The following is a 13067-nucleotide window of genomic DNA, read 5'->3' on the forward strand; positions in this document are numbered from 1 at the left end:
GCATCAACCCAGCGCGTTGATGCCCACTTTAATCAGCATCTTATTTAACGCTATCAGCGGTAATCCAATCAGCGTATTGGGATCGCGCCCCTCCAGCCGCTCAAACAAGCAAATTCCCATACCTTCGCTTTTAAAGCTGCCCGCACAATTCAACGGCTGCTCTTTTTCCACATAGTGACGAATTTCTTCCTGGCTTAGATGACGAAAATGTACGTTGAACGGTTCACAAACCACCAGCTGTTGTGCTGTTTGTGGCTGAATCAGGGCGAGCCCGGTATAAAACGTAATCACTTTGCCGCTGGCCGCATCCAGTTGTCGGCAGGCATTCTCTACCGTATGCGGTTTTCCGGTGATGTTGCCATCAAGCACGCAGACCTGATCGGAACCAATGATCCAGCTTTGTGGATGCTGAGTGGCTAGCGCCTGGGCTTTAGCCAGTGCTAAGCGTTGCACTAATTGCGGTGCGGTTTCGTTCGGTTGCGGCGTCTCGTCGCAATCGGGCGCAACGGCAATAAAAGACAGGCCAAGCTTACTCAACAAGGCCTGACGGAATGGGGAGGTGGAGGCCAAAATTAACGGTGTCATGATTTTTTTTCAGAATAGATAGCGTAAAGATGACAGGCATTTTAAACTATGCGCCGCACTGGATGCGACTAACGGGTGAAAGATGCTGTAAACCGGCCTTTTTCTTTGACTCTATGACGTTACAAAGTTAATATGCGCGCCCTATGCAAAAGGTAAAATTACCCCTGACGATCGATCTGGCCCGCGCCGCGCAAAAGCGCCTTGATTACCAAGGTGTGTATGCACCTGAATTGGTGGCGCGCCTGGCCGAAACGGTCGTGAGTGTGGACAGTGATGTGGAATGCACCATGTCGTTTGCGATTGACAACCAGCGCTTAGCGGTTCTGCAAGGAACAGCTGATGTGCAGGTGACATTGTCGTGTCAACGCTGCAACCAGTCATTCCCGCATGCTGTTCACGTAAGCTATTGCTTCAGTCCTGTCTCTTCTGATGAGCAGGCCGAGGCACTGCCGGAAGCTTACGAGCCAGTTGATATCAATGATTTCGGCGAAATCGACTTGCTGGCAGTTATCGAAGATGAACTCATCCTCGCGCTGCCTGTAGTTCCGGTGCATGATTCTGAACACTGTGAAGTGTCCGACGCGGACATGGTATTTGGCAAGTTGCCTGAAGAGGCAGAAAAACCAAATCCCTTTGCCGTATTAGCCAGTTTAAAGCGTAAGTAATAGGAGTAAGGTCCATGGCCGTACAACAGAATAAACCAACCCGTTCTAAGCGTGGTATGCGTCGTTCGCACGATGCGCTGACCACCGCAGCTCTGTCAGTAGATAAAGTTTCTGGTGAAACTCATCTGCGTCACCATATCACTGCGGATGGTTACTACCGCGGTCGCAAGGTTATCACCAAGTAATTCTTTGCGGTTACGCAAGGCGATACCTTGACACGTTTGACCCTGGCAGTTGATGCCATGGGCGGGGATTTCGGTCCCTGCGTGACAGTGCCTGCATCCTTGCAGGCACTGGCCTCTCATACGAATCTGGTTCTTCTTCTGGTCGGTGATCCCGACATCATCTCGTCATTTCTTGCCAAAGCGGATTCCTCGTTACTGGGGCGTGTGCAGGTTATCCCTGCCGAATCGGTTATTGCAAGTGATGCCAAGCCTTCACAAGCCATTCGGAACAGCCGCGGCAGCTCGATGCGTGTGGCACTCGAACTGGTGAAAGAGGGTAACGCGCAAGCCTGTATCAGTGCAGGCAACACCGGCGCGTTAATGGGGCTGGCAAAAATGTTGTTGAAGCCGCTGGATGGCATTGAGCGTCCGGCGTTGATGACCGTTCTGCCGCATCAGCAGCAGGGTAAAACGGTGGTGCTGGATCTCGGCGCAAATGTGGAATCGGATAGCGATATGTTGGTGCAGTTTGCCATCATGGGCGCTGTCATGGCTGAGGAAGTGCTGGAAATCGACAGACCGCGTGTCGCGTTGCTCAACATTGGGCAGGAAGAGACCAAGGGGCTGGAAACGATTCGCACAGCATCTGCGGTTCTGCGGGAGACGCCGCAAATCAACTATATTGGTTATCTTGAGGGGAATGATCTCCTCACCGGCAAGACGGATGTGCTGGTCTGTGATGGCTTCGTGGGAAATGTCACGCTTAAAACCATGGAAGGCGTGGTAAGAATGTTTCTTTCTCTGCTCAAGTCGTCAGAGGATGGGAAAAAACGGGCATGGTGGCTGAAATGGGTAGGGCGCTGGCTGCAAAAGCGTCTGGCTAAACGTTTCGGCCATCTCAACCCCGACCAGTACAATGGCGCTTGTCTGTTAGGATTGCGCGGAACAGTGATCAAAAGCCACGGTGCGGCGAATCAACGTGCGTTTGCCGTGGCGATAGAGCAGGCAGAGCAGGCGGTGCGCAGGCAAGTCCCAGAGAGGATTGCGGCGCGCCTTGACGCTGTATTAGCCAGGAGTGACAAAGCGTAGATGTTTACCAAAATTATCGGTACGGGCAGCTATTTGCCTGAGCAGGTTCGCTCCAATGCGGATCTGGAAAAAATGGTGGAGACTTCGGACGAGTGGATTGTCACGCGTACCGGTATCCGTGAGCGCCGCATTGCCGCGCCAGATGAAACGGTTGCCACTATGGGCTTTGCGGCTGCACAGCGCGCGCTAGAGATGGCGGGCGTTGCGGCCAGCGATGTCGGCCTGATTATTGTGGCGACCACCTCTTCCAGCCATGCCTTCCCAAGTTCAGCGTGCATGATCCAGCAGATGCTGGAAATTAATGACTGCGCTTCTTTCGATCTGGCTGCTGCCTGTGCAGGTTTCACTTATGCACTAAGTGTTGCCGATCAATACATCAAAAACGGTGTGGTCAAACACGCGCTGGTGATCGGTGCGGACGTCTTAGCCCGCACCCTCGATCCTAACGATCGTGGCACCATCATCCTGTTTGGTGACGGCGCTGGCGCTGTGGTGCTGGGTCAAAGTGAAGAGCCGGGTATCCTGTCAACGCATCTGCATGCTGATGGTCGTTATGGCAAGCTGTTGACGCTGCCGTATCAGGATCGTGAACATCAGGATGAACCAGCCTATCTCACGATGGCCGGTAATGAAGTCTTTAAAGTCGCTGTGACCGAGCTTGCCCATATCGTGGACGAGACGCTGCAAGCCAACAACCTTGATCGCGAAATGCTCGATTGGCTGGTGCCACATCAGGCCAACCTGCGCATTATCAGCGCAACAGCCAGAAAGCTCGGCATGGGCATGGAAAAAGTGGTGGTGACGCTGGATCGTCATGGCAACACTTCAGCGGCTTCGGTGCCAAGTGCACTGGATGAAGCGGTGCGAGATGGCCGTATCAAGCCTGGCCAACTGATTTTGCTGGAAGCCTTTGGTGGTGGTTTCACCTGGGGTTCTGCGCTGGTTCGCTTTTGATTGACAGGAACGACAGATGACACAATTTGCTTTTGTTTTCCCAGGACAGGGCTCACAGACCGTCGGCATGTTGGCCGATCTGGCTGTGGAAAACCCGCAGGTTGAAGCCACTTTCCGTGAAGCTTCTGACGCACTGGGATATGACTTATGGCAGTTGGTACAACAAGGTCCAGCTGAAGAACTGAATAAGACCTGGCAGACGCAACCTGCGTTGCTGGCGGCTTCCGTCGCGATTTATCGCGTCTGGCAGAGCAAAAATGGCCCGCAGCCTACGCTGATGGCCGGCCATAGCCTGGGTGAATACTCTGCGCTGGTGTGTGCTGGCGTATTGAACTTTGCGGACGCGATCAAGTTAGTCGAATTACGCGGCAAACTGATGCAGGAAGCGGTTCCTGAAGGGACCGGCGCCATGCAGGCAATCATCGGACTCGACGATGAGTCTATCCGTAAAGCGTGCGAAGAAAGCGCGCAAGGTCAGGTGGTTTCACCGGTGAACTTCAACTCGCCAGGCCAGGTGGTCATCGCGGGTAACAAAGAAGCGGTTGAGCGTGCAGGTGCTGCCTGTAAAGCGGCCGGTGCCAAGCGTGCGTTGCCATTACCGGTGAGCGTTCCTTCGCATTGCGCGTTGATGAAGCCTGCAGCAGATAAACTGGCTGTGGCACTGGAAAGCATCACTTTCAATGCACCGACTGTGCCTGTCGTTAATAACGTAGACGTCAAGTGTGAAACCGATGCCGCTGCGATTCGTAGTGCACTGGTTCGCCAGTTGTATAGCCCGGTGCGCTGGACCGAAGCTGTTGAATTTATTGCCACCCAAGGCGTTGGCCAGTTGCTGGAGATCGGTCCAGGTAAAGTCCTGACCGGTCTGACCAAACGTATTGTGGATAGCCTGACCGCTGCAGCCGTGAACGATTCTGCTTCACTGTCTGCTGCGCTTACACAGGAATAAGAGGAAAAACATGAGCTTTGAAGGTAAAGTAGCGCTGGTGACTGGCGCAAGCCGCGGCATTGGCCGTGCAATCGCGGAAACGCTGGTTGCGCGCGGTGCGAAAGTGGTGGGCACCGCCACCAGCGAAAGCGGTGCGGAAGCAATCAGTGCTTACCTCGGCGATAACGGCAAAGGTCTGCTGTTGAACGTGACCGATGCGACCTCTATTGAGAGCGTGCTCGAGAAAGTTCGCGCTGAATTTGGCGAAGTGGACATTTTAGTCAATAATGCAGGCATTACGCGTGACAATCTGTTGATGCGCATGAAGGACGATGAGTGGGCGGATATCCTCGATACCAACCTGACATCTGTCTTCCGTCTTTCTAAGGCGGTTATGCGTGCCATGATGAAAAAACGCGTGGGCCGTATCATTACCATCGGTTCTGTAGTTGGAACCATGGGTAACGCGGGTCAAACAAACTATGCGGCAGCAAAAGCTGGTTTGATTGGCTTTAGCAAATCACTGGCGCGAGAAGTCGCGTCACGTGGCATTACCGTAAACGTCGTGGCTCCGGGCTTTATTGAGACGGACATGACGCGTGCACTGAACGAAGATCAGCGCTCGGGCATTTTGGCAGAAGTGCCGGCAGGTCGTTTAGGCGACCCGCAGGAGATTGCCAATGCTGTTGCATTCTTAGCCTCTGACGAAGCCTCTTACATCACGGGTGAGACGCTCCACGTCAATGGCGGCATGTACATGGTCTGATAATCACGAAAACATTTGCATTATCTGCGGTAAACACCGCAGAATAGCGCAAAATCGTGGTTCGACCAGCCGGGATTTTGTTGCATCTTTTTCAACATTTTATACACTACGAAAACCATCGCGAAAGCGAGTTTTGATAGGAAATTAAATAGTATGAGCGATATCGAACAACGCGTTAAGAAAATCGTAGCTGAGCAGCTGGGTGTTAAAGAAGACGAAGTGATTAACACTGCTTCTTTCGTTGAAGACCTGGGTGCAGATTCTCTTGACACCGTTGAGCTGGTAATGGCTCTGGAAGAAGAGTTTGATACTGAAATTCCAGACGAAGAAGCTGAGAAAATCACTACCGTTCAGGCAGCGATCGATTACATCAATAGCCACCAAGGCTAATGAATATCTTCAGGCGGTCACCTCGACCGCCTGAGTTTTATGTTTGCCCCACATAGCGTTATTTTTTCCCTCCCTGGAGGACGTACGTGTCTAAGCGTCGTGTAGTTGTGACTGGTCTTGGCATGTTGTCTCCTGTCGGCAATACCGTAGAGTCTACCTGGAGTGCTCTCCTTGCCGGTCAGAGCGGCATCAGCCTGATCGACCATTTTGATACTAGTGCCTACGCAACACGCTTTGCGGGCTTAGTAAGAGATTTTAATTGCGATGAATTCATCTCGCGCAAAGATCAGCGCAAGATGGATGACTTCATCCAATACGGCATTGTTGCTGGTATTCAGGCTATGGCGGACTCCGGTCTGGTCGTAACTGATGAGAATGCCGGTCGCATCGGCGCAGCTATCGGTTCCGGCATCGGCGGACTGGGTTTGATTGAAGACAACCACAGTTCACTGGTTAACGGCGGTCCGCGCAAAATCAGCCCGTTCTTTGTTCCTTCTACCATTGTTAATATGGTGGCAGGTCATCTGACCATCATGTACGGTCTGAAAGGTCCAAGCATTTCTATTGCAACCGCTTGTACTTCAGGTGTGCACAACATTGGTCATGCTGCGCGTATCATTGCGTACAACGACGCCGATGTCATGCTGGCCGGTGGTGCTGAAAAAGCCAGTACCCCGCTGGGTGTGGGTGGCTTTGGTGCTGCACGTGCGCTCTCAACCAATAACGATAATCCTCAGGCGGCAAGCCGTCCGTGGGATAAAGACCGTGATGGTTTCGTGTTGGGTGATGGTGCAGGCATTGTGGTGCTGGAAGAGTACGAGCATGCGAAAAAGCGCGGTGCGAAAATTTATGCTGAAATCATCGGTTTCGGCATGAGCAGCGATGCTTACCACATGACGTCTCCGCCGGAGGATGGTTCAGGTGCTGCAGCAGCGATGGTGAATGCATTGCGTGATGCGCAGCTGAACGCTGAACAGATTGGCTACGTCAACGCGCATGGCACCTCAACGCCAGCGGGTGACAAAGCTGAAGCTCAGGCGGTCAAGTCTGTATTTGGTGCAGCGGCTCACAGCGTGATGGTGAGTTCTACCAAATCCATGACTGGGCACTTGCTGGGCGCAGCAGGCGCAGTAGAAGCGATTTATTCGATTCTGGCGCTGCGCGACCAGGCGGTACCGCCAACCATCAACCTGGATAACCCAGATGAAGGTTGTGACCTCGACTTCGTGCCGCATACAGCACGTCAGGTGAGCGGACTGGAGTACACGCTGTGTAACTCCTTCGGATTTGGCGGCACCAACGGCTCGCTGATCTTCCGCAAGGTATAAGCTTTACCCAGCCAAACAGAGGCCCGCAATGCGGGCCTTTTTTATATTTTGTCACGCAGTGACGTGGATTCTTACCGCTGTCAGTGGTATTCAGACTGGCAGGGCAGCCAAAGGTGAGCGGTATGTGGATAAACGGCGTAGAGCAGTTCGAACTTTCTGCGCGCGATCGCGCGGTGCAGTTTGGTGATGGCTGTTTTACCACTGCTGCGGTAGTGGCAGGCAAGATACAACTGATGAACGCCCATTTGCAGCGATTGCAGGAAGGCTGTGAGCGTTTATTCATTCCCTTACCGGATATGGCGCAGCTGGCCGAGGAGATGCAGCATGCCGCCAATGGTCAAACCCAGTCGGTTTTAAAAGTGATTCTGACGCCAGGTGTCGGTGGACGGGGATATAGCCGAACCGGTTGCACAACCCCGACGCGCATCCTCTCCCTTTCGCCGTGGCCGCAACACTACACCACTTTGCAGCAGCAGGGTGCAGCGCTGATAACCAGCCCCGTGAGACTGGCGCGTAATTCACTGCTCGCCGGCCTCAAACATCTTAACCGACTGGAACAGGTGCTGATCCGTCAGCAGCTCGACCACACCGATGCTGATGAGGCGCTGGTGCTTGACACTGCAGGGACGGTGGTGGAATGCTGTGCGGCCAATTTATTCTGGCGCAAAGGCGATCAGGTTTTCACGCCGCGTCTTGAGCAAGCGGGTGTCGATGGCATTATGCGCCGTTATCTGATGGCGAAGATGGCGTCGGAAGGCCAGGCTTGTCAGTTGATTGAAGGAAGCAGGGACGATGTGCTGAACGCCGATGAAGTGGTGATCTGCAATGCCCTGATGCCGGTTTTACCTGTGCGGAAAATTGACGATGTTTCGTTCACCGCACGCACGCTGTACCAGCAGCTGTATAACAGTTGCCAGAAGATGGAAGCATCATGACCCGAATGAAAAAAATACTCGCCAGCGCTGTGGCGATTGCCGGCCTCGCGGCGGCATTGAGTTATTGGCAGATTGAACGTTTAGCCGATACCCCTTTGACTATTAATCAGGAAACGATCTACACATTGCCCGCAGGTAGTGGTCGGGTCGTGCTGGAAGCGCAACTGGAAAGCCAGCACATCATTCCGGAAAGTATCTGGTTTGGGCCGCTATTGAAACTTGAGCCTGAGCTCGCGAAGTTCAAAGCCGGAACCTACCGACTGGAAAGCAATATGACAGTAAGGCAGCTGCTGCAGTTGCTGGCCAGCGGTAAAGAAGCGCAATTTCCGGTGCGGTTTGTCGAGGGTTCTCGCCTGAAGGAGTGGTTGGCCGAACTGCGTCAAGCGCCCTATATCAAACATACGCTAGCTGACGATCAGTTTGCGACCGTCGCCGCTGCGCTGAAAATGGATGCAAATCAGCTTGAGGGCGCTTTCTACCCCGACACCTATTTGTATACGGCTAACACCAGTGATGTATCGCTGTTGGAGCGTGCGCACACGCGCATGAATAAACTGGTGGATGAGATCTGGCAGGGGCGGATGGACAATCTGCCCTATAAAAAAGAGCAAGATCTGGTCACCATGGCCTCGATTATCGAAAAAGAGACCGGCGTGACGGAAGAGCGCGCGCGCGTTGCCTCGGTCTTTATTAATCGTTTGCGCACCGGCATGAAGCTGCAAACCGATCCAACCGTGATTTACGGTATGGGCGATAACTACACCGGTACGATTACGCGTAAAGACCTCGAAACGCCGACCGATTACAATACCTACACGATTAGCGGATTGCCGCCAGGTCCTATCGCGATGCCAGGTCGAGCCTCGCTGGAAGCGGCGGCGCATCCAGAAAAAACCAACTATCTCTATTTTGTCGCGGATGGCAAAGGCGGACATACCTTTACCACCAATCTCGCCAGCCATAATAAAGCGGTGCAGGTCTATCGGCTGGCCATGAAGGAAAAAAATGAAAAGTAAGTTTATCGTCATTGAAGGCCTTGAAGGCGCGGGCAAAACCACTGCGCGTGATGCTATCGTGGCGGTGCTGCATGAGCAGGGTATCGACGATGTGGTGTTCACCCGTGAGCCCGGCGGCACGCCGCTGGCAGAACAATTGCGCGTGCTGGTGAAGCAGGGAATTGATGGCGAACAGGTGACTGACAAAGCCGAATTGCTGATGCTGTATGCTGCCCGTGTTCAACTAGTCGAGAACGTCATTAAGCCTGCATTAGCGCGTGGCGCCTGGGTGGTTGGCGACCGTCACGATCTCTCATCCCAGGCTTACCAGGGCGGTGGCCGTGGCCTGGATACGCAGTTGATGACCACCCTGCGCGATGCGGTATTGGGCGACTTCCGTCCGGACTTGACCCTATACCTGGATGTGACACCGGAAATTGGCCTGCAACGCGCGCGTGCTCGAGGGGAACTCGATCGTATTGAGCAGGAATCACTGCGTTTCTTTGAACGCACGCGTGACCGTTATCTGGCGTTGGCTGCCTGCGATGACACCATTTTAACCATTGATGCGACACAAAATATTGAAGAGGTGACATCGTCACTTAAATCAGCGCTACAGAAATGGCTGGCAGGTCAGGCGGCATGAACTGGTATCCGTGGCTGAATCAGCCCTATCGGCAGATTATCAGCCGTCATCAAAGCGGTCAGGCGCACCATGCCTTGCTGATACAGGCCATTAATGGCATGGGTGACGATGCGTTAGTGTGGGGTGTTAGCCGCTGGTTAATGTGCCAACATCCAGAAGGCTTGAAGAGCTGCGGCCATTGCCACGGCTGCCAGCTGATGCAGGCGCAGACGCATCCTGACTGGTATCGCCTGGAAGCAGAAAAAGGCAAATCTTCACTGGGTATTGATGCGGTCCGTGACGTCACCGAGAAGCTCTACCATTTTGCTCAGCAGGGCGGAGCAAAGATTGTCTGGTTGCCGGATGCGGCGCAGCTCACTGAGGCCGCAGCCAATGCGTTGTTGAAAACCCTGGAAGAGCCTCCTGCCAACTGCTGGTTTTTCCTCAGCGTCCGTGAGCCATCACGTTTGCTGGCAACATTGCGTAGCCGTTGCATGACATGGCATCTTTCCCCACCGGAAGAGCTGCCCAGTTTGCAATGGCTGCAGAAGCAGTTGCCGCAATCCGAGCCAGTACTGCGAGCCGCTCTGCGCTTGAGCAATGGCGCACCTGCTGCGGCGTTGACCCTGCTACAGCCTGAGCGCTGGCAGGCACGTGAGAAGCTGTGTGAAACCTTGCTCAGCGCGTTGAACAGCGATGTACTGCAACTGCTGCCCGCGCTGAACAGCGACGATGTGGCAGAGCGTCTCAGTTGGCTGATTTCATTACTGGTGGATGCCATGAAAGTGCAGCAGGGTGCCAGCAACTGGTTGAACAACGGCGACCATCCTGATGTCGTATCGCAACTGGCTCAGCAGTTTAGCAGCAGCGCGCTCAACGCCAGCGCCCAGCAGTGGATGCAGTGTCGTGAGCAACTGTTGCATGTCGCCGCCCTGAACCGTGAACTGATTTTGACCGATCGCCTGTTAGCCTGGGGACGCTTAATGTCGCCCTCGGCGGTCGGCTAAGCGCAAAAGAGAGAAGTATGTTTATTGTTGATTCGCACTGCCATCTTGATGGCCTGGATTATGAGAAGCAGCACCGCGATCTGGACGATGTGATCGCCAAAGCCGCAGCGCGTGACGTGAAGTTTATGCTGGCGATTGCCACCACGCTGCCGGATTACTACAAGATCAAGCAACTGGTCGGCGACAGGGAAAACATCGCTCTGGCGTGCGGCGTGCATCCGTTGAATCAGGAAGCGCCGTACGATGTCGAAGAGTTTCGTCGACTGGCCGCTGAAGAGCAGGTGATTGCACTGGGCGAGACCGGGTTGGATTACTTCTATCAGCAGGAGACCAAAGCGCAGCAGCAAGCCTCGTTCCGTGAACACATCCGTACCGGCATCGCGCTGAATAAGCCGATCATCGTACACACTCGTGATGCACGTGAAGACACGCTGGCGATCCTGCGTGAAGAGCAGGTGGAAAAGTGTGGTGGCGTACTGCACTGCTTTACTGAAGATAAAGAGACTGCGGCGCAGTTGCTGGATATGGGCTTCTATATCTCCTTCTCCGGCATTTTGACCTTCCGCAATGCTGAACAGATTCGTGATGCCGCGCGCTACGTGCCGCTGGATCGCATGCTGGTAGAGACCGACTCGCCGTATCTGGCGCCGGTTCCGCATCGTGGCAAAGAAAACCAGCCTGCCTTTACGCGCGATGTCGCGGATTATATGGCTGTGCTGAAAGGTGTTGATATCGAAACCCTGGCCGCGGCCACCACAGAAAACTTCTCGCGTCTGTTCCATGTCCCAATGAGCCGACTCGGCGGCTAATCCGCTTTATTTCAAACTCTGTAATAAATCCATAATCACTGACCTGTGCGGCATATAACGCGGCACGGGCAGTGATTTATTGCTGTTTCTCCAGGCAATTCAGTCAAAAATAACAGAAAGCAAGCGTTCGTCTTGAGCGAAACGTGATAGCCGTCAAAGTAACAAATATCGATTTATTTTACTCTTCGTAATAAATCAAAAGACGCTCAGCGTCACCCCGGTGAAGGATCCTCCCCCTTTGCCAGCGCACTGCGCAAATATGCACTCATACTCAGGAGCTTCTATGTTCAAGAACGCATTTGCGAACCTGCAAAAAGTAGGTAAATCGCTAATGTTGCCGGTATCGGTTTTGCCGATTGCCGGTATTTTATTAGGTGTTGGTTCGGCTAACTTCAGCTGGTTGCCTGCTGTGGTTTCACATGTGATGGCGGAGGCGGGCGGTTCCGTGTTCGCCAACATGCCGCTGATCTTTGCGATTGGCGTGGCGCTTGGTTTTACCAATAACGATGGCGTATCGGCGCTGGCTTCCGTGGTTGCTTACGGCATCATGGTGAAAACCATGGCGGTGGTTGCACCATTAGTGTTGCACTTGCCGCCAGCGGAAATTGAGGCCAAACACCTTGCCGATACCGGGGTGCTGGGCGGGATCATTGCCGGTTCGATCGCCGCGTATATGTTTAACCGTTTCTATCGCATCAAGCTGCCTGAATATCTTGGCTTCTTCGCCGGTAAGCGTTTTGTACCGATCATTTCCGGTCTGACCGCGATTTTCACGGGTATCGTGTTGTCCTTTATCTGGCCACCAATTGGTACCGCGATTCAGGATTTCTCACAATGGGCGGCTTATCAGAACCCGGTGGTGGCATTCGGCATTTACGGTGTGGTTGAGCGTTCGCTGGTGCCGTTTGGTCTGCACCATATCTGGAACGTGCCTTTCCAGATGCAGATTGGTGAGTTCACCAACGCCGCAGGTCAGGTGTTCCACGGTGATATCCCACGCTATATGGCGGGCGATCCAACCGCAGGTAAACTCTCTGGCGGCTTCCTGTTTAAAATGTACGGTCTGCCTGCGGCTGCGATTGCTATCTGGCACTCGGCTAAGCCGGAAAACCGCGCCAAAGTGGGCGGCATTATGATCTCCGCCGCGCTGACCTCGTTCCTGACCGGTATCACCGAACCGATTGAATTTTCGTTCATGTTCGTGGCGCCGATTCTGTATGTCATCCATGCGATTCTGGCGGGTCTGGCATTCCCAATCTGTATTCTGCTGGGTATGCGTGATGGCACCAGCTTCTCACACGGTCTGATTGACTTTGTGGTGCTGAGCGGTAACAGCAGCAAGATCTGGTTGTTCCCGATTATCGGTATCATTTACGGCCTGATTTATTACACCGTTTTCCGTGTATTGATTGTGAAATTGAATCTGAAAACACCTGGACGTGAGGACACCGCAATGGAACAGAGCAGTGCCACCGGTAGCGAGATGGCAGGCAAACTGGTTACTGCATTTGGTGGTAAAGAGAACATCACCAATCTCGACGCCTGTATTACGCGTTTGCGTGTGAGCGTCGCGGATGTGGCGAAAGTGAATCAAAATGAACTGAAAAACCTCGGCGCGCGTGGCGTGGTGGTGGCCGGTTCCGGTGTTCAGGCGATCTTCGGCACTAAGTCCGATAACCTGAAAACTGAGATGGATGATTATATTCGTAATATGTAAAGGGTTGGGGTCGGTCTGAGGCTGACCTCAAGGTCAAGGCAGTGGCCGAGCCTGTGCGATGAAGCGGCGGCAGATCGTAAAGACGCCATAAACCATCCCTGGGGCTCGGC

The 13067-nt window shown here is 53.6% G+C and carries 15 protein-coding genes; 14 read left to right on the forward strand and 1 reads right to left on the reverse strand.

Features of this window, described 5'->3' with window-relative positions; genetic code table 11:
• Positions 1-3: 3 nt before the first annotated feature.
• On the reverse strand, positions 4-585 hold the full coding sequence (locus VI01_RS02410; RefSeq protein ID WP_197079556.1) for a nucleoside triphosphate pyrophosphatase: 582 nt from the start codon (positions 583-585) through the stop codon (positions 4-6).
• Between the two features lie 143 nt (positions 586-728).
• On the opposite strand from VI01_RS02410, the gene yceD reads away from it, so the two are divergent.
• The 14 genes from yceD (at position 729) to ptsG (ending at position 12957) form a co-directional block, all read left to right on the forward strand.
• A complete protein-coding gene (gene yceD, locus VI01_RS02415) occupies positions 729-1250 on the forward strand; it encodes a 23S rRNA accumulation protein YceD (RefSeq protein ID WP_034830691.1) in 522 nt (173 codons plus the stop codon).
• 14 nt (positions 1251-1264) lie between these two features.
• Entirely contained in the window at positions 1265-1435 is a 171-nt protein-coding gene (gene rpmF, locus VI01_RS02420) for a 50S ribosomal protein L32 (protein WP_007885783.1), read from the forward strand.
• A gap of 27 nt (positions 1436-1462) precedes the next feature.
• On the forward strand, positions 1463-2503 hold the full coding sequence (gene plsX / locus VI01_RS02425; protein WP_045813864.1) for a phosphate acyltransferase PlsX: 1041 nt from the start codon (positions 1463-1465) through the stop codon (positions 2501-2503).
• Complete coding sequence (locus VI01_RS02430; protein WP_034830694.1) at positions 2504-3457, forward strand: beta-ketoacyl-ACP synthase III; 954 nt, start codon at positions 2504-2506, stop codon at positions 3455-3457. It begins immediately after the preceding gene.
• 16 nt (positions 3458-3473) lie between these two features.
• The gene (gene fabD / locus VI01_RS02435) at positions 3474-4406 is read left to right on the forward strand and encodes an ACP S-malonyltransferase (RefSeq protein WP_045813865.1); all 933 of its coding nucleotides are present in this window, start codon (positions 3474-3476) and stop codon (positions 4404-4406) included.
• A 10-nt stretch (positions 4407-4416) separates the two neighbouring features.
• Positions 4417-5151 carry a 3-oxoacyl-ACP reductase FabG gene (gene fabG, locus VI01_RS02440; RefSeq protein ID WP_045813866.1) on the forward strand — a complete coding sequence of 245 codons (735 nt, stop codon included), beginning with the start codon at positions 4417-4419 and terminating at the stop codon, positions 5149-5151.
• 153 nt (positions 5152-5304) lie between these two features.
• Positions 5305-5541, forward strand: coding sequence for an acyl carrier protein (gene acpP / locus VI01_RS02445; protein ID WP_007885774.1), 237 nt, complete (start codon positions 5305-5307; stop codon positions 5539-5541).
• Positions 5542-5627: 86 nt separating this feature from the next.
• Positions 5628-6869 (forward strand): beta-ketoacyl-ACP synthase II, encoded by a 1242-nt coding sequence (gene fabF, locus VI01_RS02450; RefSeq protein WP_034830699.1) that lies wholly within the window; start codon positions 5628-5630, stop codon positions 6867-6869.
• Positions 6870-6991: 122 nt separating this feature from the next.
• Positions 6992-7804 carry an aminodeoxychorismate lyase gene (gene pabC, locus VI01_RS02455; protein ID WP_045813867.1) on the forward strand — a complete coding sequence of 271 codons (813 nt, stop codon included), beginning with the start codon at positions 6992-6994 and terminating at the stop codon, positions 7802-7804.
• On the forward strand, positions 7801-8820 hold the full coding sequence (gene mltG / locus VI01_RS02460; RefSeq protein ID WP_045813868.1) for an endolytic transglycosylase MltG: 1020 nt from the start codon (positions 7801-7803) through the stop codon (positions 8818-8820). The genes pabC and mltG overlap by 4 nt, the downstream gene beginning before the upstream one ends.
• Entirely contained in the window at positions 8810-9445 is a 636-nt protein-coding gene (gene tmk / locus VI01_RS02465; protein WP_045813869.1) for a dTMP kinase, read from the forward strand. The genes mltG and tmk overlap by 11 nt, the downstream gene beginning before the upstream one ends.
• Positions 9442-10431, forward strand: a complete 990-nt coding sequence (gene holB, locus VI01_RS02470) for a DNA polymerase III subunit delta' (protein ID WP_045813870.1) — start codon at positions 9442-9444, stop codon at positions 10429-10431. The genes tmk and holB overlap by 4 nt, the downstream gene beginning before the upstream one ends.
• Before the next feature lie 17 nt (positions 10432-10448).
• On the forward strand, positions 10449-11240 hold the full coding sequence (locus tag VI01_RS02475) for a metal-dependent hydrolase (RefSeq protein WP_034830707.1): 792 nt from the start codon (positions 10449-10451) through the stop codon (positions 11238-11240).
• A 283-nt stretch (positions 11241-11523) separates the two neighbouring features.
• Positions 11524-12957, forward strand: coding sequence for a PTS glucose transporter subunit IIBC (gene ptsG, locus VI01_RS02480; RefSeq protein WP_045813871.1), 1434 nt, complete (start codon positions 11524-11526; stop codon positions 12955-12957).
• Positions 12958-13067 lie beyond the last annotated feature (110 nt).

The organism is Pantoea sp. SM3, from assembly GCF_000963995.1.
In the GTDB taxonomy this organism is placed as follows: domain Bacteria; phylum Pseudomonadota; class Gammaproteobacteria; order Enterobacterales; family Enterobacteriaceae; genus Pantoea; species Pantoea rwandensis_B.

What these genes read in the sequence shown, in the direction of transcription:
- VI01_RS02475 (WP_034830707.1), top strand. Translation starts at nt 10,449, where the DNA reads ATGTTTATTGTTGATTCGCACTGCCATCTTGATGGCCTGGATTATGAG.
- rpmF (WP_007885783.1), top strand. Translation starts at nt 1,265, where the DNA reads ATGGCCGTACAACAGAATAAACCAACCCGTTCTAAGCGTGGTATGCGT.
- pabC (WP_045813867.1), top strand. Translation starts at nt 6,992, where the DNA reads ATGTGGATAAACGGCGTAGAGCAGTTCGAACTTTCTGCGCGCGATCGC.
- tmk (WP_045813869.1), top strand. Translation starts at nt 8,810, where the DNA reads ATGAAAAGTAAGTTTATCGTCATTGAAGGCCTTGAAGGCGCGGGCAAA.
- VI01_RS02410 (WP_197079556.1), bottom strand. Translation starts at nt 585, where the DNA reads ATGACACCGTTAATTTTGGCCTCCACCTCCCCATTCCGTCAGGCCTTG.
- ptsG (WP_045813871.1), top strand. Translation starts at nt 11,524, where the DNA reads ATGTTCAAGAACGCATTTGCGAACCTGCAAAAAGTAGGTAAATCGCTA.
- holB (WP_045813870.1), top strand. Translation starts at nt 9,442, where the DNA reads ATGAACTGGTATCCGTGGCTGAATCAGCCCTATCGGCAGATTATCAGC.
- yceD (WP_034830691.1), top strand. Translation starts at nt 729, where the DNA reads ATGCAAAAGGTAAAATTACCCCTGACGATCGATCTGGCCCGCGCCGCG.
- fabD (WP_045813865.1), top strand. Translation starts at nt 3,474, where the DNA reads ATGACACAATTTGCTTTTGTTTTCCCAGGACAGGGCTCACAGACCGTC.
- VI01_RS02430 (WP_034830694.1), top strand. Translation starts at nt 2,504, where the DNA reads ATGTTTACCAAAATTATCGGTACGGGCAGCTATTTGCCTGAGCAGGTT.
- acpP (WP_007885774.1), top strand. Translation starts at nt 5,305, where the DNA reads ATGAGCGATATCGAACAACGCGTTAAGAAAATCGTAGCTGAGCAGCTG.
- mltG (WP_045813868.1), top strand. Translation starts at nt 7,801, where the DNA reads ATGACCCGAATGAAAAAAATACTCGCCAGCGCTGTGGCGATTGCCGGC.
- fabG (WP_045813866.1), top strand. Translation starts at nt 4,417, where the DNA reads ATGAGCTTTGAAGGTAAAGTAGCGCTGGTGACTGGCGCAAGCCGCGGC.